The sequence below is a fragment of the Corynebacterium sp. HMSC056F09 genome (assembly GCF_001815785.1).
GTDB lineage: Bacteria > Actinomycetota > Actinomycetes > Mycobacteriales > Mycobacteriaceae > Corynebacterium > Corynebacterium hiratae.
The window spans coordinates 91,027-113,994 of record NZ_KV821885.1; the positions used below are offsets into that span (position 1 = coordinate 91,027).

Here is a 22,968-nt window from a genome sequence, read left to right on the forward strand (position 1 = left end):
CCGCTTCATCAGCCTCGAAGGCGTAACTCTAGGAAGCGCACGGCTTTCCTTAGGCACGCATGCAACCTTTCAGCTTCGAAGTGGTGGGGGAGGCGACGCTCCCCGCAGTACCTACTCGCTATTGGCGAAGAAGCATCCTCAAGTCCCGGCGGCGTTTTCTGCTGCCGCATCCGGCTTCGCCCAGCCATGAGGAAGTACTTTAAGGATGCACAACTACATGGGTAGGTGTCTAGGAGATAACTCTCGTGGCCACCACATCATCTTTCGGCTTCCGGCGCTTCAAAGCAGCCTTCGCTGCTATTGCGACCACTGCAGCCTTATCTACTGCCTCCTCGCTCACTCCTGCAGTGGCGGCGGAACCTGAGCAGCTCAACATCGACTCCCTGCTATCCTCCGATAATCCGTCCATCGCTGACCTCGCCGGCGCAATCGCGCAGATCGAGGAACGTATCGCTCAGGCCGAAGCAGCCATCGGTATCCAACGCGAATCTGTGAACCGGGCGCTCGTCGATCTCAACGACGCTCGGACCAAGGCGGCCCAGGCACGCCAGGGGACCACGACGGCGCGCGAGCAACTCGACGCCGCGCAGGCGGATGTCGCGGATGCGCAAGCAAAGTTGGACGAGGTCTCACGTTCGGCCTACCGCCGCGCCAATACCTCCGACACCGTTGCTCATGCAGCAGGTAAAGACGCCCGCTCGGATATGCTCGAGCGCCAGTCCTATCTACGATCGCAATCCGATAAGCAACAGGCGGTGTTGCGTGACTTGGAAAAGCAGCGGACGGAAAAGGCCAATAAGGAATCTCAGCTTCGCAAGACCCAGCAGCTTGCTGAGGAGCGCGCGGACCGGGCCGCTGATGCCGAGACCGCAGCACGCGATCAGCTCACCGCCTCCGAAGCCTCCATCAAGGATTCGGCGTCCGAACGCGATGATCTTCTCTCACAACTCTCCGCTCTCCATAAGGCCCTCAATCAGGCTAAGGGGCTTGACGGCGATGAAGAGTCAACCCCTGAGACTAGTCTGGAGGTCAATGATGGGCCGTTGACTTCGGAGGTGCAGAGCGATACGCAGGACATTACCGAGACCGCTGACGACGCCGACGAGCCCACGGTAGCCCCGTCCGAGCCCGCCAGCACAACGACTGCCGCCGAGTCCACGACCGACGCACCGGCTGGCCCTTCGGCCTCTGAAGCCAAGACTCCTACGCTCCAAGCGCAGCGGTCGACCCCTACGGTCTCTGCGGAGGAAATGAAGGAACTTTCAAGCGCTGCAGACGCGGTTGCTTCGGATCCAAACGTGCAGGAGCTGTCTTCTACTCGCGCAACGGGCTCTGAGAAGAAGGAGACGGGGCTGCCCCGAGGCGGCAGCTCTTTTGATCCGGGTGACATCGATCCTGAGACGGTTGCCCTCGGCATCGGCGTAGTTGGAACCGTCGCCTCGATGGTGGCGGCGTCCCAGCCTAACCACAACAACAGCTTGACCCAGGACGAGATCGACGCACTGGTGCAGGGCTCTTTGAAGCTCTTTGCCCTTCAGGGCGAAGGGGAGAGCACGGGATCTACGGCGGCGGGATCCACCGAGACGTCGACAAGTGATTCGGCATCCACGACCACGTCCACTGAGGACGAGGATTCTCTTGCCTCCGATCTGTCCGGCGTCCTAGAAGAGCTTGATACCACCGACAGCGTGACCAAGGAGGCATCGGCAACGCTGGGCGACGCCTCCCGCGAAGCAAAGATCGAGACCGTGATTGAGCGTGCCACCTCCCAGGTCGGTGTTCCGTATGCGTGGGGCGGCGGTGACGCAAATGGCCCTACCAAGGGCATCCGTGATGGAGGCGTTGCAGACTCCCACGGTGACTACAACAAGGTTGGTTTCGACTGCTCGGGGCTGGTTCTGTATGCCTTCGCCGGCGTGGGTATTTCCTTACCGCACTACACCGGATACCAGTACCAGAAGGGAACGAAGATTTCCCCGAGCGAAATGGAGCGCGGCGACCTTATCTTCTATGGCCCTAGCGGCAACCATCACGTGGCTATCTATCTTGGTGATGGCACCATGGTTGAAGCCCCACAATCCGGTCAAAACGTGAGTATCACCCCCGTACGCCAAGGCGGCATGGCCCCCTATGCCGTGCGCCTGATCTAGGAGGGTGCGTTGCTAGACTGGGCTGCATGACTGACACACTGCGTACTGCCCAGGGCAACGCCCACAGCACCGATTCGGTGCCCTCCTCATTTGACGCCCTCCTCGTTCTTTCTTTCGGTGGCCCGGAAGGAACCGAGGAGGTCGTTCCGTTTTTGGAGAACGTTACCCGCGGCCGTGGCATCCCTCGTGAGCGCCTCGAAGAGGTGGGGGAGCACTACTTCCATTTCGGCGGCATAAGCCCTCTCAATGCATTGAATCGAGAGATCATCGCTAATATCTCTGCGGAGCTTTCGAGCCGCGGACATAATCTGCCTGTCTATTTTGGTAACCGCAATTGGTATCCCTTTGGCACTGAAGCCGTTGAACAGATGGCAGCAGATGGAGTGCGCAGCGTCGCCGTGTTTGCCACCTCGGCCTGGGGTGGTTACAGTGCCTGCCGGCAATACAACGAAGATATCGTTGCCCTGCGTCGGCACATCGAGGAGAAGAATCTTCCAGACATAACCTTCACCAAGCTGCGCCAGTTCTTCGATCACCCGAAGTTCGTAGAGGAGATGGCTGCCGCAGTCCGAGAAGCCTACGCGGAGGTCCCGGCCGACAAGCTGGCTAGCACTCGCATGCTCTTCACCGCGCACTCAGTGCCCACGGCACACGATGCGGTTGGGGGTGCCGAAGGGGATAAGCATATTTACTCCCGCCAGGTGGCGGAGGCCTCTCGCCTCGTCGCCGAGGCCGCCGGTGTGAAGGACTATGACCTCGTGTGGCAATCCCGCTCTGGTAACCCGGCCACACCGTGGCTGGAACCGGACATCGTAGACCACACCACACGGATCCACGAAGAGGAAGGCATCGACGGCGTCGTCGTCTGTCCCATCGGATTCATCTCTGATCACATGGAGGTGATTTGGGATCTCGATTCCGAGCTCAAGCAGGCCGCCGATGCGATGGGCGTCAGTGTCTACCGCACCCGCACCGCCGGGCCGTCTGAGCGCTTTGCGTCGCTGATCGTGGATCTGATCGAGGAACTAGAGCAGAGAGGTGAGTCCGCGTCCCTCGGCGAGGTCACAGTGCAGGGGTGCACGGTCAACGGCGAGCCCTGCGCCGATGGTTGCTGCGATATTTGGTCGCTGCGCAAGCCGCATTAGCGCGCGAATTCGCTTAGTGCGTAGGCCACTCCCGCCATGCGCGCTTGGCGGATGTGGCGCCAGAGGCGCAGAAGCTGCGGATCGAGGCTGTGGTCTTGGACTCGATCAGTCACCGTCTCGATAATGGCAGCAACCCGGTCAGCCCGAGCAAAGAGTTTTGCCGCACGCCCCGGCACGGCTGAGGGCAAGCCCGGTGTGTCGTAGAAGTCGCTCAGCGTACCTACGGTCAGCCGCGGGTTGGGGAGAGTATCGCTGCGATACCCCGTTGCCTCGATGAGAGTGGCCGATTCATTCGTTGCGTTGCTCAGCAGCGCATCCGCCTCTCCTGGGCTCAGCCACGCGGGCGAGGGCAACGGGGCCGTTTCCTCAATCACCGTCCACCGCGTCACACCTGCGGTGTAGGTGGGGATAAGCACTAAATTCCTATCTGGATCGTTGGTGCGCACAACAATGGCGCCGGCCGGGTTTTCGGCCGCAGCTTGAGCGGATTCGGATCCCGCCGGAAGAGCCGGTGCTTCGCCGGGCCCAGAAAGGACCAGTCGCAGCAATGGCTCCCGCTCAGCGCGCTCGATGATGGCGGCCGTCTCGCGCCTTAGAAGTGACATAACATTAACGAAAGCCTGACCGTCAGCGGTTAATTGCTCGCCGCCAAGCTCAGTAAGAGCGTCGAGGAAGTCATCGGTAGATTCCTGGCCCCACAACCACGCTCCAAGCCACACGGCAACGTTTTGCAGAGGGGACCAGACTTCGGCGCGCATATCCATGGCTGGACAGTGTAGACGATAGGGTAGACCGCTATGAGCTTGAATTCCCGGGATCCTTACGGTGGCGATATTTTCGCCGGACATGCACGCAAGAAGAAAACCGAATACCCCGAGGTGCCCGCAGAACCGGGGCTGGTCGTCGAGGTTCGGGGAGACGATTTCGTGGGGGCGGTGATGGGCATGGACAAGACCGCGTGGGGGCCAGTCGTGCGCCTCGAAGATCGTCACGGTACCGAGCGAGTATTCAAACTTGTCAAGGGCGGCTTCCTTGTGGAGGGGCAGCCGGTGACGCTGACGAGATACGTCGAGAAGCAAGCGCCCAGAAAGTCGAACTCTGGATCGCGCCGCGTTGAGAACGTTGAGGCGAAAGTAGCTGCGCCATCACGTATTTGGGTCGAAGGTATCCATGATGCGGCGATCGTGGAGAAGGTCTGGGGGCACGACCTGCGAGTAGAGGGCGTGGTAGTCGAATACCTCGAGGGTCTCGACAACCTCGAGGAACGCCTCGCTGAATTCCAGCCCGGGCCTGGGCGCCGCGTGGGAGTTCTCGCGGATCACCTCGTAGAAGGCTCAAAGGAAACGCGGTTGACGCAAACAGTGGGCGAGCACGTGCTCGTGACCGGGCATCCCTTCATTGACATCTGGGCAGCAGTCAAACCCGAGCGCCTTGGGCTGCGAGCCTGGCCGGACGTGCCTTTTGGAGAAGACTGGAAGACTGGCATCTGCCGCCGTGTTGGGTGGTCCGACCCTAAGGAAGGCTGGAGCCGCGTCTACAACGCCGTGACGTCATTCCGGGATCTGGATTCTACGTTGATCGGTGCGGTAGAGCGGCTCGTGGACTTCGTCACTACACCGGAGCTGCGCAAAGAAGATCTTCTTTAGTTCGAATTCGCTCGGTCGATGAGATTCACCGCGAGCTGACATCCGGCGGTTTCCGCTGCCCAGCCTGCCGCCTGGAGGCGCTGGGACATAGCCTGTTTGGAGATACCCAATTCCTCGGCGGCCTCATTCTGGTTCAATCCTCCGCGCACCAAGGATGTAGCCTCGCGACCCTCCATCGTGCGCTTAGTGAGTACGAAGCCGAGGAGAGCGAAGGCCGCTGCAATATCCTGCGCTTCCTGCGCCCGCCCGCGCCGATCAACCTTGGCGTAGACATGCCCCGCGCGTGCTGATCGCTTCACAGCAGCGGTAGCGACGGCGCGCGTCTCGGAATCTCCCGCGCCCTCGCCCGGGACAACACCGATACCGATGGCCCAGTCACCGTCCGCAAGGAGTGCCATGACGACATCGCAAACCGCGGACGAGGAGTAGGCAACGGCGCAAATATCCTCGACGCCAAGGACCTCGAATTCACCGACGCCCTCCAGCGTGGAAAGCGCAGCTGCGGAGCGTTGGACCAAATCGGCGCGGCGTACCGAGCGACCGCGGTAGCGGGCATGGACTGCTAGCACGTTGAGAGACTCCTTCCAGCGAGAAACAACGTTTAGTCTACCCCTTGCGCTTGACCGGTCGTTGCATACCGGGCTCGAGCGGCAAGCGCGTGTCTAAAATGAGTCCGGCGATACCGAGTGCAGCGGCGAGGACAAAGCCAACGATGGTGTAGGGGCTTGTCTTATCGGTAAGCGCGTCCCCGAAAAAGACACCGATGGCGGTCGTGGGAATCGAACCGATGAGAGTGGCGATGGAAAACTGCAGGACCGAAATTGGGGTGAGAGCCGCGACATAGTTTAATAAGGAAAACGGAACTCCCGCGACCATCCGCAGTGAGGCCACGGCGAGCCAACCGCGGCGATCCAGGCGCGCATTGATGGCATAGACCGCCGGGTGCGTGAGGTGCGGGCGAATCCATTCACCAAGCAAGCTGCGGACTATCAGCAGGGAGACAGTGGCGGAGATGGTCAGTGCGACGAGGGAGATGGCCAACCCGAGCCACGGGCCGAAGAGGAGCCCCGCGGCTAAAGTCCATACTGTTCGGGGGATGGGGAACTGCGTGAAGAAGATATAGGCGCCGGCAAAGGCGACGAGAAACCATGGCCCGAGGTGCTGCGACCAAGAACGAAGCGCGGAGAGAGAGGGGACGTCGACAAGCACGGCAAGAATCACCAGTGCCATGCCGGTGAGGATTACCGCCGCCCAACGCTTCCACGTCCAGCGGCTGCAGCTCCGCCAAGCCGAGCGCGCCAAAGACCTACAAAAGTCACCGACGCTGTGCACCCAACCAGTTTTCATAGGGCTACAAGTTTAATCCGAGTGAGGTCGAAATCCTCATTGGATCCAAGCGCGTCCCGCGAGTCGCGGTGTCTGGGGAGAAACTGGGAGTAGAGCCCCAACTTGCTGGCAAGCCTCGGTTCGATGCACGGTTTCAGCACTCCGCGGTGGATACTTATCTGAGGCACGCATCCGCATGAGCTGATTTAATCCAGTTATCCTGCTTGATCTTTAGTTAATTTTTGCCGCCTATCTCATTTGCGCGCGCTTCCTGCGGAGCGGTTTCTTTCCTTGCTATGCCCCCTTTTCTTGTCTGCTGTGACACCTGGAGCTATTGGAGTACAACCATGAACTTTCTCCATAACCTCACGTCTTATATGGACGCGGCTACCTTGCTTGAGGCTTTTGGGCCGTGGGTCATAGGCGGTATTGGCCTCGTGGTGTTCATTGAGTCAGGAGTACTCTTTCCGTTCCTTCCGGGGGATTCACTCTTGGTGACCGCTGCGATTTTGCGTTATGACCTTCATGTCTCACTGTGGCTGCTTATAGCGGTAGGCATGATAGCTGCCATTGCCGGTGACCAAGTGGGCTACTGGATTGGTCACCGCTTTGGGCGCGGCCTGTTTAAGCACGATGCACGGCTTCTCAAGCTGGAGTACCTCATCACCGCGGAGAACTTTTTCCGCAAGCATGGCCCGCTGGCGTTGGTGTTGGGACGCTTCGTTCCCATTGTGCGCACCTTCATCCCGGTGGCCGCTGGTACGGCTGAAATGCCCTATAAAAAGTTCATCGGATGGAACGTTAGCGGGACAGTGGCATGGGTGCTCTCCATGAATTTGGTCGGCGTCTTCTTGGGAAATATTCCAGGCATTGCCGATTCGATTGAGAAGATCATGTTGCTTATCATCGCGCTGTCTGTAGCGCCCATCCTGGTCAAGGCTGTGCACAGCTATGTCACGTCGAAGAAGAAGGCGACTGTAGTGGAAGAAGCGGAACCTATTGATAGCCGGGCAGCTTAGCAGTCCACGTAGCGAGCGTACTCACCCTGCAAGCGAGCGTGGGTGACATAAACGGGTTCGTTGTCCCCAGCGTGCCGCAATTCCTCCGTGAGGCCGGTCATGACCGCGTCTCGGGCTTGCGCATGGGTGGCGTGGAAGCTCATCACCGTGCCATCAACAACGGCGTCACCGAGCCGTTTAACCACAACATACTGAGAGTCCTCGGGGGCCTCGACGACATGGCGCTGGGCAGTGAAAGGATCTAGATAGGTAAAAGTAGCGTGCATACGCACCCACTGTACCGATGCGAAAAGACCCGTGAATCACCTGCCTTTTCTGACAATGCGAAACACGGGGCTTCTATCTGTGCCCGAGGGGGGACTTGAACCCCCACGTCCGTTAATAGGACACTAGCACCTCAAGCTAGCGCGTCTGCCATTCCGCCACCCGGGCTAGGGTGTTTGTTCAGCCTCTCGGCTGGGCACTCGAATACTGTATCCTGAACCGGTGTCACTTCACAAATCAGCACTACACGGCCTGTTTTCACGCCACTCTTAGGGGTTAAAAACACACTGATGAAAGTAGAGTCTTCATCGTCGCTAGTGCATGCCGGATCGTGACGCCCGCATGCCCCGCCTGTGAAATCGGCCCAGAAAGTCATAGTAAGTCAGTCTTAGTAAGTCAGAGCGCTGAATATAGCTTTCAGGTACAAAGGGAACTATGACTAGCAACACTTCAGATAACACTGCGAACTACGCCGCTGACTCTCGTTTCCCGGGTCCGGACCCCTATGCCCCATTGGGGGATGTAACCGCCTTCACCGTGACCTCCTCCGATATCGAGGAAGGCGCAGAGATTGCGGAACGTTTCCGGGCTCCGGAGAATATCTCTCCACAGCTGTCCTGGACCGACGTCCCCGAGGGAACCAAGTCCTTTGCCGTCACCTGCTTTGATCCTGACGCGCCTACGGGTTCTGGTTTCTGGCACTGGGCGGCCTTCAACATTCCTGCCGACGTCCGCGAGCTGCCCACCGGGGCAGGCTCTGCTGAGGACCTTGGTCACGAAGGCGTCGTCAGCCTGCGTGGCGATAGCGGCCAGCGTGTCTACTACGGGCCCCAGCCGCCAGCCGGTCACGCCCCGCACCGTTATCTTTTTGCAGTGCACGCTGTTGACGTAGAGAAGCTGGATATTGATCCAGACGCCACCCCGACGGTCCTCGGCTTCAATCTCTTCTTCCACACGCTTGGCCGTGCGGTTACCTGGGGTTGGTACGAAGCCCACTAAAGGGGCCAATTAGACTCATCACAATGAGTAAGAATCCGGAGACTAACCCCACCACCGACGGAGTAGACATCCCCGCCGCCCTGCGCGTGGGCGGAGCCTTCATGCTGTTGGCTGCTGTGCTCGCGCTATTCGGGCTCGTATCCATATTTACCGACGGCTGGGGAGCTACCTTCGAATGGACATGGCGCCGCCTGGCCATTGTGGGTGCGGCGCTTCTCGTCGGCGCATTCAGCACCCAACGCCGCGATCAACGGGGCAGCCGCGAGCAGATCATCGCGCTGGTCTTAGCGCTCGTCCTCATCATCGCCAGCCGGGCTCTGCCCAACACGGTTCTCACCACGATGGGCCAGTATGTGGTCTTTCTGTACGCCGTCGCAGCAGGGCTATGCGCGGTCATTATCCGCCGCACCTTGCGCTAGAACCACTGTGGTCGGCTAGTCCGCCCATTCCAGTCCGGAACCTACGGCCTCCGAGATGTTGCTCAGTCGGTGAGCGCGAATCTGCTGAGCAATGCCACGGTGGATGTCGCGGATCCAATCCGGGCCGCCGTAGATCAGGCCGGTGTAGCCCTGCAGCAACGAGGCTCCTGCGGTGATACGCTCCCACGCCTGTTCCGGGGTGGAAATACCACCGGCAGAAATCAAAACCAGCTTATCGCCCACGCGAGCGTGGAGGCGCTGCAGGACCTCCAGCGAGCGCGCAGCCACCGGAGGGCCGGACACGCCGCCGGCTCCCATCGCCGCGACCTCCTCAGCCGGGGTTACCAACCCCTCGCGTGAGATGGTGGTATTTGTGGCCACAATGCCTGCTAGTCCAACCTCTACGGCCATATCAGCTACGGCATCAATATCTTCATCGCTGAGGTCCGGTGCAATCTTCACCAAGACCGGCGAGGACGTCGATTCCACCACGGCCTCCATGATGGGGCGCAGGGATTCCACCGCCTGCAGGTCGCGCAGGCCCGGGGTATTAGGGGAGGAGACGTTGACCACGACATAATCGGCCAGATCCCCTAACACTGATGCGCATTGGCGGTAGTCATCCACCGCATGCTCAGCTTCAGTGACTTTGTTCTTACCGATGTTGATGCCCACGACATCGTTAGAGCGGCGCTTGCGTAGGTTGCGGGCAGCCACCAGCGCGCCCTCGTTGTTAAAGCCCATGCGGTTCAAGATGGCCTTGTCAGCCTTGAGCCGGAAAAGTCGGGGAGCTGGATTGCCCGGCTGCGCCTTCGGGGTGATGGTGCCGAGCTCGGCGTATCCGAAGCCGATGGGGGACCAGACGTCGGCAGCCGCCGCATTCTTATCAAAACCTGCGGCCAGCCCCAGCGGGCGCGGGAAGCGCACGCCAAAGACCTCTTGCGCTAGGACCGGATCAGTGACCGGTACGATCTTGCCCAGCGCACGGTTAAGCGGCGAGGCGACCTGAAGCGCGGCGAGACCGCCATTGATGATGCCGTGGATACGTTCCGGGCTGAGTTTGAACATTCCCTTCAACGCGGCCTGGTAGGCCGCGTGGCGGGCACGGTCAAGGGCTGAGTACTGCATGCGGTGTCCTTAAAAAGAAGTGAAAATCAAAAGGGGCGGGATGGTGAAAGTTAGCGGGGTGTCTCGTCGAGTTGCGGATCGCTGATGAACTGGAGGCCGTCACCGCTAGCTGAGGCGGTGACGAGGGTGCCGTCGCCAAGCACGGCAACGTTCTGAGCGTCCGCCACCGTGGCCATGCTGCCGACGGACTCCGGAACACCCGCAGCGACGGTGAAGGCGTGCAACAGATTGTTGTCAGTGGTGGTCACCCAAGCCAAGGAACGCTCTGCGTCCCAGGCCACGCCCCACGGCGTGCCGTCGATGTTCCCGTACTGGTGTAGGCGGATGACGTCGCTGGCGGTGTAAATGGCCACGCGTTTGCCCACGGTGTCTGAAGCTACGACCACGGCGCCCTCACCGCCCGCGATCTGTCCCACGCCCTGGCCCGAGCGAAGGCGTCCGCCCGCGCGATCCTTCTCCCAGTCCAACGACTGAATTGTGGAGTCCTCCCTGAAGATGCGGACGATGCCGTCGGCGCCATCCGGATTGGGGACGGAGATGAGCTGATCCGAGCCTGCTTCCACCGTGATATCGCTGCTACGTTCACCGTCCACGTAGACCCCGATAGTCGTGGACTCCCGAGAGCCCACAAAAACCTCGCCGCTGGAGGCCTCTGCGGCCACCGTCACCGGCGTCTCCTCATCCACTGCTAACTCCTGGGGGGAATCCGGCTTCTGGGGATCAAAGAGCAGTACCTTATCCCCACAGGCGAGAAGGAAGTGCTGGTCGGAGGCAGTCAGGTCGCCACATTTCGCATCGACGGATACTGTGGTGGCCTTCTCCTCGGAGAAGTCATCGGCGGTGCCTACGGCGAGTGACTCATCGGTGCGAACTGCAAGGACGTCACCGACTGCGGCGAGATCCGACACGGCATCGAAGGGGACGACGTTGCCCACCGGCTTGGTGGCCGCCGGGGAGGAGGCGGGTTCGGCCTTGCCATAGACCGCGGAATTGGGATCTGCGCCAACACCAACCGTGGGATTGCAGGCGGCAAGAGCGCAGGCGCTGGTGAGAAGGGCAGAAGGAAGCAGAACACGACGCATTTTCACGATCCCTCATTCTAGCAGTCAGCGTGGTGGAAACCGGAAGCCATGGACCGCGCTAGTAGGCTGTCGCGGGTGACTACAACAGCGACAACTGAAGCCATGACATGGATGCAGGTCATCATCCTCTCCCTCGTCCAAGGCCTCACCGAATTCCTGCCCGTGAGCTCTTCCGGACACCTGCGCATCGTGTCCACCCTGTTTTGGGGCCAAGACGCAGGTGCCTCCTTCACTGCGGTCATCCAGCTCGGCACCGAGTTGGCAGTGATCGTGTACTTCGCGGGAATGATTTGGCAGATCCTCAAAGGCTGGTTCATAGGCCTCGTGCACAAGGAGCAGCGCGGCCAGGATTATCGCATGGGATGGATGGTCATCGTCGGTTCTATCCCCATCGGCATCCTGGGTGTGCTGGGCAAGGACCTGATTAGGGATAACCTGCGCAACCTGTGGATTACCGCCTCCATGCTCGTGCTCTTCTCTTTCGTTTTCATCATCGCCGAGAGGGTAGGGAAGAAGGAACGCAGCTTCGAGGAACTGACGATGCGCGATGCCATCGTCATGGGCCTGTGCCAGTGCTTGGCACTTATCCCAGGTGTCTCGCGCTCGGGAGGAACGATTTCGGGCGGCCTCTTTTTGGGCTTGGATCGCGAGGTGGCGACGCGCTTTAGCTTCCTCTTGGCCATTCCTGCGGTCATGGCTTCGGGGCTGTTTTCGCTTGGCGACGCCTTCGGCCCCACCGTGGGGCAGTCTGCCACCGGCGCCCAGCTGCTCGTCGGCACGCTCATCGCATTCGTCGTCGGCTATGCGTCTATTGCGTGGCTGCTGAAGTTCGTGGGCAGCCACTCCTTCGAATGGTTTGCGGCCTACCGCATTCCTGTCGGGCTTCTCGTCATGCTGTTGCTGGACCTCGGGGTTCTTGCCCCCTAACCGGCCATGCGCCCGCGGCGGTGGGACCACACGTTAGGATGGTGCCCATGCAATCTTGGCCTGTCCCGCACATCGATTCCGTCCCTGGCGCCCCGTCGCCGCTTCACCTCTATGATTCCGCTGATGAAGAGGTAAAGAAGCTCAACATCAAGGGGGAGACCGCCACGATGTATGTCTGTGGCATTACCCCTTATGATTCCACTCACCTGGGCCATGCAGCGACCTATCTGACGTTTGATCTGATTTGCCGCCAATTGCTGGATAACGGCTACACCGTGAATTACGCCCAGAACATCACCGACGTGGATGATCCGCTCTTCGAGCGCGCTGAGCGCGACGGTGTGGATTGGCGCGAACTGGGCACCTCGCAGATTAATCTTTTCCGCTCGGACATGGAGCTGCTCTCCGTGTTTCCGCCTCAGCACTTCGTCGGAGCGATGGAGGCCATCGACGAGATTACGGTCATGGTGCAGGCGCTTCTCGACGCCGATGCAGCCTACGTTGTCGACGATCCTGAGTTCCCGGACATCTACGCTTCCATTGAGGCCACGAAGAACTTCGGCTACGAGTCGAATTATTCTCGCGAGCAGATGGAGACCTTCTTTGCCGAGCGCGGCGGTGACCCGGACCGTCCCGGCAAGCGGGATCCTTTGGATGCGCTCATTTGGCGCGCCCACCGCGAGGGCGAGCCCGCCTGGGAATCTCCGTTTGGCCCGGGGCGTCCGGGCTGGCACATCGAGTGTTCCGCCATCGCGACCAACCGGCTCGGGTCCAGCTTTGATATCCAGGGCGGCGGATCGGATCTGAAGTTCCCGCACCACGAATTCTCCGCGGCCCATGCGGAAGCGGCGTTGGGTGTGGAGCGGATGGCCCAGTCCTATGTGCATACCGGCATGATCGGCTTGGACGGCACCAAGATGTCGAAGTCATTGGGCAACCTGGTGTTCGTCCACAAGCTCGTCGAGGCTGGCGTCGACCCTTCGGCCATCCGTCTCGGTGTCTTCGCCGGCCATTATCGAGCCGACCGCGACTGGTCCGATGCGGTCCTGAACACCGCGCAGGAGCGGCTGGAGCGCTGGCGCGCGGCTTCCCGCACGGCAGGCAACGTGGAGGAAGTCAAGGAGGTCGTGCACCACGTACGTCGTGCCTTGGCCGACGACCTCGATACGCCACGTGCCCTTGAGGTTATCGATCAATGGGCAGATAAGGCACTGCAGGATGGTGCTCCGGATGAGGAGGCGTCCAGCTTGCTGCGCACTGCACTTAATTCTCTGCTGGGCGTGCGCCTCTAGACAACTTCAGGCATGATTTAGCTCATGACGATTCGCGCCGAATTCCAGCCCACCGTAGATGAGTTCATGTCTAACCTAGAGTCCTTTGCCACCGGGGATTACCTCAAGGAAGAGGAAAAGGAGTTCTGGGAGGCACCGTTCGATGCAACGGTGCTTCCGGATCTTCGCAGCATCCTCGAGTCCTTCCTCGATGATCTGGATAAGCTGCCCGATGATCCGGAAGGTGGGCTGTTGAGTGCAGCGGTGCGCCCCTCCGTGGAGAAACTCGCCGCCTTCAACCGAAAGAATGCTGACGCAGTGCTGGAGCCGGAGGAAAAGGAGGAGCTCACGGAGCTTATTCACTCTGCCTCGGCGGCCACCGGCGCGGATGACGATGCCTTGGCACAGCTACCGGAACTGGATTTTTAATTGACTGATAGCGAGCAGGCTGCAGGTGCTACCCGTCCCGCAGCGATCTTCTGGGATATGGATGGCACCCTTACTAATTCCGAGCCCCTTTGGGAGCAAGCCACCTTCCACCTCTCCGAAACGCTGGGACGCCGGCTAACGCCGACGGAGCGCTTAGCCACGGTAGGCGCCACGTTCGAGGACACCTTGGCCATCTGCGCCGATAAGGCGGGCGTCGTGCTTCAGCCCGGAGATACCGAAAAGTACCGTCGGCTCATGTTCGACTATGTCAAGTCCCTTTTTGTCGAACACCTCGAGATTTTCCCGGGTATTCCGGAGCTGCTTAGTGAGCTCAAGGAGTTGGGTGTGCCCATGATGGTGACCACGAATACCGAACGTTACGTGGCGGACTCCGCGATTGCGGCTTTAGGCCGACACTACTTCGTGGACACGATTTGCGGTGACGAAGTCCCGCGGGGCAAACCCGCTCCGGACATGTATGCCGAAGCTGCCCGCCGGGTAGGCGCCTTACCGCAGGATTGCCTGGTCTTTGAAGATTCTGCAGCCGGCATGCGCGCGGCTGTCGCCGCTGGCTGCACCGTCATCGCGCTGCCCGAGGGCGACCACGTTGCGGTACCGGAGGAGGCGACCGTCATCACCGAGTTGCGCGGAACCCAGCACCGCCATCTCGACGGCGCTTCAGCCGCCGACGTCCACGACTGGTACAACCGCCTACGCGCACTCTAGCCGCCGCGGATTCGCTGCGGGGCGGTGGAGCGGTTGACTCCTTCCGTCGGGATTTCGGCTAGGGAGGAAGCATTTTATGCAGCAGTGTGGAAGAATAAGCCATTGTGAAGAATTTTGAGAGCCTGTTTGAGGAATTGTCCCAGAAAATCGCCGAGCGCCCTGAAGGCTCCGGCACCGTGGAAGCTTTTGACAAAGGGATCCACCACCTGGGCAAGAAAATCATCGAAGAGGCTGGCGAAGTGTGGATTGCCGCAGAGTATCAGTCCGATGAAGAGCTCGCCGAGGAGATGTCGCAGCTGCTGTACTGGCTCCAAGTCATGGCCCACAAGCGTGGCCTGAAGCTCGAGGACATTTACACCTACCTCTAATCGGCCGCCCAGTACGAGGGCTTCCAGCAGTTTCAACAACCAGCGCAATCACCGTAGAAAGCACCGCACACTCATGATCAAAATCGCCGTCCCTAACAAAGGCTCTCTGTCCGAGGCCGCTCTGGAGATCCTCAAGGAAGCAGGATATAAGGGCCGTGGTCACAATAAATCGTTGAACGTAGTGGATGAGGACAACGGCGTCGAGTTCTTTTTCCTGCGTCCGAAAGATATCGCCATTTATGTCGCGCAGGGTGTCCTTGATCTCGGGATTACTGGCCGCGACTTGGCTCTCGATTCGCGCGCGAAATTTAACGAAGTCTTGGATCTCGGTTTTGGCGCCTCGACGTTCCGCTACGCAGCACCAGCGGGGGAGCAGTGGGATGTTCCGAAGCTCCAGGGCAAGCGCATCGCCACTTCGTACCCTAACGTTGTGCGCAATCACCTCAGCGCGAATGGAATTGAGGCTGACGTCATTCGCCTCGACGGAGCGGTAGAGATTTCGATTCACCTCGGTGTCGCGGACGTGATCGCAGATGTTGTCTCAACGGGAACTACCCTGCGTCAGCAAGGGCTTAAGCCCTTTGGCGAACCCATCGTTTCTTCCGAGGCGGTCGTGATCAAGCGCGAGGGCGAAGAAGTCACGGCCGAAGAGAACGTTGTGCTCAGCCGCATTCGCGGAATCCTCAACGCCCGCCACTATGTCATGCTCGATTACAACGTGGCGGAAGAGAAGCTCCCAGACGTCGAAGCTGTGACCCCCGGCTTGACTGGTCCCACCATCTCACCACTGGCACGCGAAGGGTGGGTGGCTGTGCGCGTCATGGTGCCCCGCAAGCAGGCTAATCAGGTGATGGACGCGCTGGAAGGGCTCGGCGCCGAGGCAATCTTGGCTTCAGATCTGCGAATTGCCCGCTTTTAGGGGGAGAATCCAAGCATTTTATTCGCGCTCCTAGCTACGATGGGGGCTGACCATCATCGTTCTTCGATTTTTATGCAAGGAGTCAGCCCCGATGGCAAAGACAACTAAGAAGGATGCTCAGCCGGAGGCCAAGGAGACCAAGGACGTGAAGTCCCAGGTCGAGGAAAAAGCCACCAACAAGGCTCCGAAGTCCCCGTCCAGCAAAAAGACGCGTACTGAGACTGATCTTCTCGGCTCCGTAGAGGTTCCGAGCGATGCGTACTACGGCGTTCATACGCTGCGCGCTATCGAGAACTTCCAGATTTCCTACGTGACCATCAACACCATCCCGGATTTCATCCGCGGTATGGTGCAGGTCAAGAAGGCTACCGCGATGGCTAACCGCCGTCTGCACGTCCTTCCTAAGAAGAAGGCAGAGGCAATCATCTGGGCTTGTGACCAGATCCTGGAAGAGGGCCGCTGCATGGACCAGTTCCCGCTGGATGTCTTCCAGGGTGGCGCTGGTACCTCCCTCAACATGAACACCAACGAGGTTGTAGCCAACCTGGCACTCGAGTACCTCGGTGAGGAAAAGGGTTCCTACGACGTCATCAACCCGAACGATGATGTCAACATGTCCCAGTCCACCAATGACGCATACCCCACCGGCTTCCGCTTGGGCATCTACTACGCCATGGAAGACCTCATCGAGCGCATCGATACCCTGCAGGCAGCATTCCACGCCAAGGGCAACGAGTTCGTTGACATCCTAAAGATGGGCCGCACCCAGCTGCAGGATGCCGTTCCGATGACCCTTGGTGATGAATTCAAGGCCTTCGCGCACAACCTTGCGGAAGAGCAGGCCATCCTGCGTGACGCCCAGAAGCGTCTGCTGGAGATCAACCTCGGCGCAACCGCTATCGGTACCGGCGTGAATACCCCGGCCGGCTACCGCCACCAGGTCACCGCCGCATTGTCCGAGGTCACTGGTCTGGAGATTAAGACCGCCCGCGATCTCATTGAGGCAACCTCTGACTGTGGCGCTTACGTACTGCTGCACTCCACCATCAAGCGTGCAGCAATGAAGCTGGCCAAGATCTGTAATGACCTGCGCCTGCTGTCGTCTGGCCCCCGCGCTGGCCTGGCCGAAATCAACCTGCCGCCGCGTCAGGCTGGTTCCTCCATCATGCCGGGTAAGGTCAACCCGGTTATTCCGGAGGTTGTCAACCAGGTCTGCTTCAAGATCTTCGGCAACGACCACGTCGTCACCATGGCCGCTGAGGCAGGCCAGCTGCAGCTCAACGTCATGGAGCCGGTGATCGGTGAGGCACTGTTCCAGTCCATCCGCATCATGGGCAACGCCGTCGACACCCTGCGTGAGAAGTGCGTCGTGGGCATCACCGCCAACGCTGACGTCTGCCGTGCTTATGTGGAGAACTCCATCGGTATCGTCACCTACCTGAACCCGTTCATCGGCCACCACAACGGTGACCTCATTGCCAAGGAGTCCCTGAAGACCGGCAAGGGAGTCAAGGAACTGGTTCTGGAGAAGGGCCTGCTCGACGAGGAAACCCTCAACAAGGTTCTGTCCGTGGAAAACCTCATGCACCCGGAGTTCCGCGGCCAGCTGTACATCGACGAATAAATCGTCGCCCAGCACTAGCGAGAGCGAATCGCTCATGCTGTACAACACACGCCCGCGCTGCCTCAATGATGGCGGCGCGGGCGTGTGCCCGTTTTCAACCACACCAGGTATCACGCCCTCTCTCGAGACCGAGCCGTCGGTGCGCACTTTTGTGGAAACGGACACAATCGGGCCTGAATACTCGCTAAAGCCACACCAATAGGGAAGAATAAAAACTGTCAGTTCTCGCGCCATGGTCGTGTTCTGACCGCCGCGCGAATTACCACCCATACTGCAGTTCAACTGCACATATTGGAGTTACACAATGGTTGTAGTGCACATCCTCATCGTCCTTGCGGCGATCTATCTCGGTGCCCGAATCGGTTCAATCGGCATTGGTATGGCCGGCGGCTTGGGCGTTCTACTTTTAGGCCTCACCGGCGTCCCCGTCACCCGCGAAGATATCCCCTTCGATGTCATCGGCATCATCATGACCGTTATCGCGGCCATCGCTGCCATGCAGCGCGCCGGCGGCATGGACTATCTGGTCTACCTGGCAGAGAGATTCCTTCGTAAAAACCCGAAGAAGATCACGTTCTATGCCCCGGTCGTCACGTGGCTGATGACCGTTCTGGCAGGCACTGGACACACCGCTTTTTCCACGCTCCCGGTTATCGTCGAGGTAGCCAAGGAAGGCAAGGTCCGCCCCTCACGCCCGTTGTCCATCGCGGTTGTTGCCTCGCAGATGGCCATCTGCGCCTCACCCATCTCTGCGGCCGTAGTCTTGCTGGCCTCCCTGTTGGAGCCCATGGGCGTGGGCTATTTGCAGATCCTCGCCGTGCTCATTCCTGCGACGTTCCTCTCCATTTTCCCTGCCGCCTGGATTGCCAACCGAGCAGGCGCTGAGCTCGAAGATGATCCCGTTTACCAAGAACGCAAGGCCCAAGGCCTGGTAAAGATGCCACAGGGCTCCCACAACTACAGCCCGGTGCAGGGCGCCAAGACCTCCGTGATCATCTTCCTGGTTGCCATCGTCATCGTTATGCTGTGGGCCACCCTGACCTCCTCCCAGGTAGGACTCATCGAAGAGCCGACTCTGCCCCGTAACGAAGCCATCATGACGGTGATGCTTACCGCTGCAACCCTCATCGTCATGATCACCAAGATCTCCGCTGGCGATGTACTCAACACCCCAGTGTTCAAGTCTGGCATGTCTGCCTGTATCTGTGTGCTTGGTGTGGCCTGGTTGGGCACCACGCTGATTAACCACTACATGGAGGACATCCAGGCCATTTCCGGGTCCGTCATCGAATCCGCCCCATGGTTGCTGGCCATCGTGCTCTTCTTTGCTGCGGCGCTGCTGTACTCCCAGGCAGCCACCACCAAGGCTCTCATGCCTGCGGCCCTGGCCCTTGGCGTCAACCCGCTGACCGCTGTCGCTGCCTTCCCCGCGGTATCCGCTCTGTTCATTCTGCCGACGTACCCGACCCTGTTGGCGGCCGTTGAAATGGATGACACTGGCTCGACCCGCATCGGAAAGGCTGTCTTCAACCACCCGTTCATCATTCCTGGCACTGTGAGCATCGCCTTGTCGGTCCTCCTGTGCTACGCCATCGGCGCAGTCGTTCTCTAGCATTATCAAAAAATTATTTGATTTTGCTCAAGACACTTCTTTAGCACGCTAAGCTGGTGGGCATGACTACGCAACGTTCTGATGTTGAGATCGCTCAAGCCCACCAGCTCGAACCCATCACTGATATTGCTGCCCGCGCCGGTATCCCGGCGCCCGCTCTTATCCCTTATGGGCAGAATAAAGCCAAGGTAGATATCACCCAAGTTGGGGATACACCCGCCAACGGCAAGCTCGTCCTCGTTACTGGTGTCTCGCCGACTCCAGCAGGTGAGGGCAAATCCACTGTCCTTATCGGTTTGACCGATGCCCTCACCCAGCTGGGGAAGAAGGCTATCGTGGCACTGCGCGAGCCCTCCCAGGGCCCCGTCATGGGCATTAAGGGAGGCGCCGCTGGAGGCGGCTACTCCCAGGTTGTTCCCATGGAGGACATCAACCTCCACTTCACGGGTGACTTCCACGCCATCTCTGCGGCGACCAATACCTTGGCCGCCATCATCGATAACCACATCCACCAAGGCAACGCTCTCAACATCGATCCGCGTCGCATCACCTGGCAGCGCTGTATCGACGTTAACGACCGCGCGCTGCGCAATGTCGTCACCGGTCTTGGCGGCCCGGCCCACGGTGTACCGGGGGAGACCGGTTTCACCATTACCGCGGCATCCGAAATCATGGCTATCCTGGGACTCGCCACCGACTTGGCAGACCTGAAGAAGCGCCTCGGCGACATCACTGTGGGCTACACCTATGACCAGAAGCCGGTCACTGCCCGCGAGTTGGGGGCAGAAGGCGCGCTGACGGCACTGATGCGCGATGCACTCAACCCCAACTTGGTGCAAACTCTCGGCGGAACCCCGGCCTTCGTCCACGGCGGACCATTTGCCAACATCGCTCACGGCTGCAACACGCTCCTCGCTACCCAGACCGCGATGCGCTTCGGCGATATCGTTCTTACGGAGGCAGGGTTCGGCGCGGATCTCGGCGGTGAAAAATTCCTCGACGTCAAGTCCCGCTTCGGTAACCTCGATGTCGCCGGCGCCGTCGTCGTGGCGACTATCCGTTCCCAGAAGTACAACGGTGGCCAGCCACGTGAGGAACTGACTACGGAAAACCTGGAAGCGTTGAAGAAGGGCGTGGTCAACCTCGAGCGCCACGTGGAGAACCTCCGCAAGTTTGGTCTGACCCCAGTGGTGGCCCTCAACCTCTTCGGCAGCGATACCGATGCCGAGCGCGAGTTCATGCGCCAGTGGGCGGCAGACTTTGACGTCGCGCTCGAGGAAGCAGAGGTGTGGGCCAAGGGAGGCGCCGGCGCCACAGCGCTAGCTGAGCGCCTTTTGGACAGCCTCTCCGAAGGCTCCTCTCACCAGCTTTACGATCCCGCCGATGGTATCGAGGCATCCATCGAGACCATCGCCACGGAAATTTACCGCGCAGAACGCGTCGAGTATTCCTCCAAGGCGCTCAAGGATCTCAAGTACATCAAGGACAACGGCTGGGAGAAGTTCCCCGTCGTTATCTCTAAGACCCAGTACTCCTTCTCCGATGATCCCAGCCAGCTCGGCGCTCCGGAAGGCCACGTCCTCCACGTCCGCGAGCTGCAGCCGCGCACCGGCGCTGGTTTCATCGTTGCCCTAACCGGTGACGTCATGACCATGCCGGGCCTGCCGAAGAAGCCCGCGGCAAACAACATCGACGTTGCCGCTGACGGATCGATCTCCGGCTTGTTCTAAGCCGCCGTACGGTCTACTCAGCGCAGTTTACGCCGTCTGGTCGGGCCACCCGGGATACTCGGGTGGCGTTCCACCAAAAGCCGGGCAGAGGTCTTGGAACGAGCACCAACCGCACAGCTTTGAAGTCTTCGGCCTAAAGTCTCCGGCCTTGCCATCGCCTTCGATTTTGGCCCAGAGCTCGCCTAGGTCGCGCTCGAAGTATTCCAGTTCCTCCGGTCCCGGCGTGAGGAACATAGAGTCCAGTACCTTGAGGTACATCAGCCGCAACTGCGTGGGGATCGTGCCAAGCAGCCGCCAGTAGACCAATGCGTAGAAATTCATCTGGAACTGCGCGTCCTGGGAATAACGGGGGAGCGGCTTCTTTCCGGTCTTATAGTCCACCACGCGCACCTCGCCAGTGGGAGCAACGTCTACGCGGTCAATGAACCCGCGCACCGGCACACCGTTGGGCAGCACGGTATCGACGTACATCTCGCACTCGTGGGCGTCGAAGCCCTGGGGGTTTTCCATCTGGAAATAGCCCTTGATGAGCTGACGTGCTTCGACGAAGAAGTCGAGTTCTTCGCCCTCGGGAACCAGATCGCGCAGCTCGGGATCGGATTCAAGCATCACTGCCCATACGGGCTTAATCATCTTCACCGCCACCGGGTACTCCCGCTCCTCGCGGGGTAGCTGGTGCATCTTTTCCAGGACGGCGTGGACCAGCGTTCCCTTGACCTGTGCCTTCGTCTTGGGCTCGGGGAGCTTGTCGATGGCCCGGAAGCGATAGAGCAGCGGGCATTGCTTGTAATCGGAGGCGCGGGAAGGGGAGAGGGCTAGTCGTTTCGGCATAATGTTTCTCAGCCTAGCGCATAGGCACCCACAGTCCTTCCGGCATCACCCGGCAGTCCGTGGCAAGCTGGAAGCATGAGCACTACGCAAGATTTTCTCGATTTCATCGCCGCCAGCCCGTCCTCCTACCACGCGGCTGAGGAGGTAGCGCGCAGACTCGTTGAGGCGGGTTTTAGCCGCCAGGATGAGTCCGCCGAGTGGTCAGCCGAACCGGGCGGCCACGTCATGGTCCGGGGTGGTGCGGTCATGGCATGGTTTGTCCCCGAGGGCGCGAGCCCGGACTCCGGCTTCCGGATTATCGGTTCCCACACGGATTCGCCCGGGCTGGCTCTCAAACCGACCCCGGACTTCGACTCCGCCGGTTGGCAGCAGGTCGCCGTCGAGGTTTATGGCGGAGTCCTTCTCCACAGCTGGTTCGACCGCGAGCTCACCGTGGGCGGCCAGGTCATCACGAAGGATGGTAGCCGCCACTTGGTCAATACCGGCCCTTTGCTGCGCTTGCCTTCGCTGGCTATCCACCTCTACCGCAAGGATGAGTTCAAGCCGGATCGCCAGCGCCACATGCAGCCGGTGCTCTCCGTAGGTACACCGGAGACGTCGGTGATGGGGGTCGTCGGCAAGCAACTCGGCGTTGCCCCAGAAGACATCGCTTCCTTCAACCTCATTACCGCCGATGCCCAGCGCGGTGAAGTCTTTGGCGCCGGCGAAAAGCTCATCGCTGCTGGACGCATGGATAACCTCTCTTCCGTCCACGCCTCCCTGCGTGCCCTTCTCGCCGCTGCCCGCAACGCCGACTCGATTGAGCACAAGGACATCCTCGTCATGGCGGCCTTCGACCATGAAGAAGTTGGCTCCTCTTCGCGCTATGGCGCGGGTGGGCCGATTCTGGGGGATATCCTTACCCGCACCGCTCGGGCGCTTGGCGCCAATGAGGAGCAGCGCTTCCAAATGTTCGCGCGCTCCAGCTGTGTGTCGGCCGATGCCGCCCACTCCGTGCACCCGAACTACGCGGAAAAGCACGATCCCACCCACCACCCGATCATCGGCCAGGGGCCGGTGACCAAGATCAACGGCAACCAGCGCTACGCTTCCGACGCCAACACCGTGGCCCTGTGGGAATCTGCCTGCCGCCGCGCCGAGGTGCCCTACCAGCGCTTCGTAGGCAATAACGACGTGCCCTGCGGCTCCACTATCGGGCCGATTTCCGCCACCCGCTTGGGTATTCCCACCGTCGACGTGGGAGTGCCGATGCTCTCGATGCACTCAGCCCGCGAGCTGGTGGGCGAGCGCGACCAACTATGGCTTGGTAACGCCCTTGAGGCATACTTGGTGGGTTAATCCTAGCCACCCAAA

At 60.1% G+C, this 22,968-nt stretch carries 23 protein-coding genes and 1 tRNA gene; 16 read left to right on the forward strand and 8 right to left on the reverse strand.

The annotated features are described in order from the left end of the window. The first annotated feature begins 245 nt into the window (after nucleotides 1–245). Nucleotides 246–2,150: a DIP1281 family NlpC/P60 protein gene (locus HMPREF3056_RS00525; protein WP_070753906.1), complete on the forward strand. Its 1,905-nt coding sequence runs from the start codon at nucleotides 246–248 to the stop codon at nucleotides 2,148–2,150. A gap of 26 nt (nucleotides 2,151–2,176) precedes the next feature. Continuing rightward, nucleotides 2,177–3,295 (forward strand): ferrochelatase, encoded by a 1,119-nt coding sequence (locus HMPREF3056_RS00530; protein WP_070511810.1) that lies wholly within the window; start codon nucleotides 2,177–2,179, stop codon nucleotides 3,293–3,295. Here the strand turns inward: HMPREF3056_RS00530 and HMPREF3056_RS00535 are convergent. Next, nucleotides 3,292–4,059, reverse strand: coding sequence for a hypothetical protein (locus HMPREF3056_RS00535; protein ID WP_070753907.1), 768 nt, complete (start codon nucleotides 4,057–4,059; stop codon nucleotides 3,292–3,294). The genes HMPREF3056_RS00530 and HMPREF3056_RS00535 overlap by 4 nt on opposite strands. A gap of 33 nt (nucleotides 4,060–4,092) precedes the next feature. Between HMPREF3056_RS00535 and HMPREF3056_RS00540 the strand changes: the two genes are divergently transcribed. Then, on the forward strand, nucleotides 4,093–4,941 hold the full coding sequence (locus HMPREF3056_RS00540) for a DUF3097 domain-containing protein (RefSeq protein WP_070511818.1): 849 nt from the start codon (nucleotides 4,093–4,095) through the stop codon (nucleotides 4,939–4,941). On the opposite strand, the gene HMPREF3056_RS00545 is transcribed toward HMPREF3056_RS00540, so the two are convergent. Both HMPREF3056_RS00545 and HMPREF3056_RS00550 read right to left on the reverse strand, forming a co-directional pair. Continuing rightward, on the reverse strand, nucleotides 4,938–5,510 hold the full coding sequence (locus HMPREF3056_RS00545; RefSeq protein WP_070511821.1) for a MarR family transcriptional regulator: 573 nt from the start codon (nucleotides 5,508–5,510) through the stop codon (nucleotides 4,938–4,940). The two genes, HMPREF3056_RS00540 and HMPREF3056_RS00545, sit on opposite strands and share 4 nt — an antisense overlap. Nucleotides 5,511–5,547: 37 nt before the next feature. Beyond that, nucleotides 5,548–6,288, reverse strand: a complete 741-nt coding sequence (locus tag HMPREF3056_RS00550; protein ID WP_070511824.1) for a TVP38/TMEM64 family protein — start codon at nucleotides 6,286–6,288, stop codon at nucleotides 5,548–5,550. 326 nt (nucleotides 6,289–6,614) lie between these two features. On the opposite strand from HMPREF3056_RS00550, the gene HMPREF3056_RS00555 reads away from it, so the two are divergent. Further along, on the forward strand, nucleotides 6,615–7,286 hold the full coding sequence (locus HMPREF3056_RS00555; protein WP_198531394.1) for a DedA family protein: 672 nt from the start codon (nucleotides 6,615–6,617) through the stop codon (nucleotides 7,284–7,286). Here the strand turns inward: HMPREF3056_RS00555 and HMPREF3056_RS00560 are convergent. Both HMPREF3056_RS00560 and HMPREF3056_RS00565 read right to left on the reverse strand, forming a co-directional pair. Further along, nucleotides 7,283–7,552 carry a hypothetical protein gene (locus tag HMPREF3056_RS00560; protein WP_070511827.1) on the reverse strand — a complete coding sequence of 90 codons (270 nt, stop codon included), beginning with the start codon at nucleotides 7,550–7,552 and terminating at the stop codon, nucleotides 7,283–7,285. The two genes, HMPREF3056_RS00555 and HMPREF3056_RS00560, sit on opposite strands and share 4 nt — an antisense overlap. An 80-nt stretch (nucleotides 7,553–7,632) precedes the next feature. Further along, nucleotides 7,633–7,718 (reverse strand) — tRNA-Leu (locus tag HMPREF3056_RS00565). A gap of 267 nt (nucleotides 7,719–7,985) precedes the next feature. Between HMPREF3056_RS00565 and HMPREF3056_RS00570 the strand changes: the two genes are divergently transcribed. Together HMPREF3056_RS00570 and HMPREF3056_RS00575 are read left to right on the forward strand one after the other, a co-directional pair. Next, a complete protein-coding gene (locus tag HMPREF3056_RS00570) occupies nucleotides 7,986–8,549 on the forward strand; it encodes a YbhB/YbcL family Raf kinase inhibitor-like protein (RefSeq protein WP_070511830.1) in 564 nt (187 codons plus the stop codon). A gap of 23 nt (nucleotides 8,550–8,572) precedes the next feature. Further along, nucleotides 8,573–8,968: a hypothetical protein gene (locus HMPREF3056_RS00575; protein ID WP_046649137.1), complete on the forward strand. Its 396-nt coding sequence runs from the start codon at nucleotides 8,573–8,575 to the stop codon at nucleotides 8,966–8,968. A 15-nt stretch (nucleotides 8,969–8,983) separates the two neighbouring features. Here the strand turns inward: HMPREF3056_RS00575 and HMPREF3056_RS00580 are convergent, their stop codons facing one another. Both HMPREF3056_RS00580 and HMPREF3056_RS00585 read right to left on the reverse strand, forming a co-directional pair. Next, a complete protein-coding gene (locus HMPREF3056_RS00580; RefSeq protein ID WP_070753908.1) occupies nucleotides 8,984–10,096 on the reverse strand; it encodes a quinone-dependent dihydroorotate dehydrogenase in 1,113 nt (370 codons plus the stop codon). Between the two features lie 50 nt (nucleotides 10,097–10,146). After that, nucleotides 10,147–11,178, reverse strand: coding sequence for an NHL repeat-containing protein (locus HMPREF3056_RS00585; protein ID WP_070753909.1), 1,032 nt, complete (start codon nucleotides 11,176–11,178; stop codon nucleotides 10,147–10,149). Between the two features lie 102 nt (nucleotides 11,179–11,280). On the opposite strand from HMPREF3056_RS00585, the gene HMPREF3056_RS00590 reads away from it, so the two are divergent. The 9 genes from HMPREF3056_RS00590 (at nucleotide 11,281) to HMPREF3056_RS00630 (ending at nucleotide 20,784) form a co-directional block, all read left to right on the forward strand. After that, a complete protein-coding gene (locus HMPREF3056_RS00590; RefSeq protein WP_246822452.1) occupies nucleotides 11,281–12,105 on the forward strand; it encodes an undecaprenyl-diphosphate phosphatase in 825 nt (274 codons plus the stop codon). Between the two features lie 47 nt (nucleotides 12,106–12,152). Next, entirely contained in the window at nucleotides 12,153–13,397 is a 1,245-nt protein-coding gene (gene mshC / locus HMPREF3056_RS00595) for a cysteine--1-D-myo-inosityl 2-amino-2-deoxy-alpha-D-glucopyranoside ligase (protein ID WP_070702610.1), read from the forward strand. A 24-nt stretch (nucleotides 13,398–13,421) separates the two neighbouring features. Beyond that, entirely contained in the window at nucleotides 13,422–13,805 is a 384-nt protein-coding gene (locus HMPREF3056_RS00600) for a hypothetical protein (protein WP_046649142.1), read from the forward strand. After that, the gene (locus HMPREF3056_RS00605) at nucleotides 13,806–14,531 is read left to right on the forward strand and encodes an HAD family hydrolase (RefSeq protein WP_046649143.1); all 726 of its coding nucleotides are present in this window, start codon (nucleotides 13,806–13,808) and stop codon (nucleotides 14,529–14,531) included. A 104-nt stretch (nucleotides 14,532–14,635) separates the two neighbouring features. Next, entirely contained in the window at nucleotides 14,636–14,899 is a 264-nt protein-coding gene (locus tag HMPREF3056_RS00610) for a phosphoribosyl-ATP diphosphatase (RefSeq protein ID WP_046649144.1), read from the forward strand. 73 nt (nucleotides 14,900–14,972) lie between these two features. Then, nucleotides 14,973–15,818: an ATP phosphoribosyltransferase gene (gene hisG, locus HMPREF3056_RS00615; RefSeq protein ID WP_046649145.1), complete on the forward strand. Its 846-nt coding sequence runs from the start codon at nucleotides 14,973–14,975 to the stop codon at nucleotides 15,816–15,818. A gap of 91 nt (nucleotides 15,819–15,909) precedes the next feature. Then, nucleotides 15,910–17,442, forward strand: coding sequence for an aspartate ammonia-lyase (aspA, locus tag HMPREF3056_RS00620; protein ID WP_046649146.1), 1,533 nt, complete (start codon nucleotides 15,910–15,912; stop codon nucleotides 17,440–17,442). Between the two features lie 304 nt (nucleotides 17,443–17,746). Continuing rightward, the gene (locus tag HMPREF3056_RS00625; RefSeq protein ID WP_070681286.1) at nucleotides 17,747–19,054 is read left to right on the forward strand and encodes an anaerobic C4-dicarboxylate transporter; all 1,308 of its coding nucleotides are present in this window, start codon (nucleotides 17,747–17,749) and stop codon (nucleotides 19,052–19,054) included. Between the two features lie 62 nt (nucleotides 19,055–19,116). Beyond that, nucleotides 19,117–20,784, forward strand: coding sequence for a formate--tetrahydrofolate ligase (locus HMPREF3056_RS00630; RefSeq protein WP_070681289.1), 1,668 nt, complete (start codon nucleotides 19,117–19,119; stop codon nucleotides 20,782–20,784). A gap of 27 nt (nucleotides 20,785–20,811) precedes the next feature. On the opposite strand, the gene HMPREF3056_RS00635 is transcribed toward HMPREF3056_RS00630, so the two are convergent. Then, nucleotides 20,812–21,615 carry a RecB family exonuclease gene (locus HMPREF3056_RS00635; RefSeq protein WP_070547430.1) on the reverse strand — a complete coding sequence of 268 codons (804 nt, stop codon included), beginning with the start codon at nucleotides 21,613–21,615 and terminating at the stop codon, nucleotides 20,812–20,814. Between the two features lie 75 nt (nucleotides 21,616–21,690). On the opposite strand from HMPREF3056_RS00635, the gene HMPREF3056_RS00640 reads away from it, so the two are divergent. After that, complete coding sequence (locus HMPREF3056_RS00640; protein WP_070547431.1) at nucleotides 21,691–22,953, forward strand: M18 family aminopeptidase; 1,263 nt, start codon at nucleotides 21,691–21,693, stop codon at nucleotides 22,951–22,953. Nucleotides 22,954–22,968: the final 15 nt, after the last annotated feature.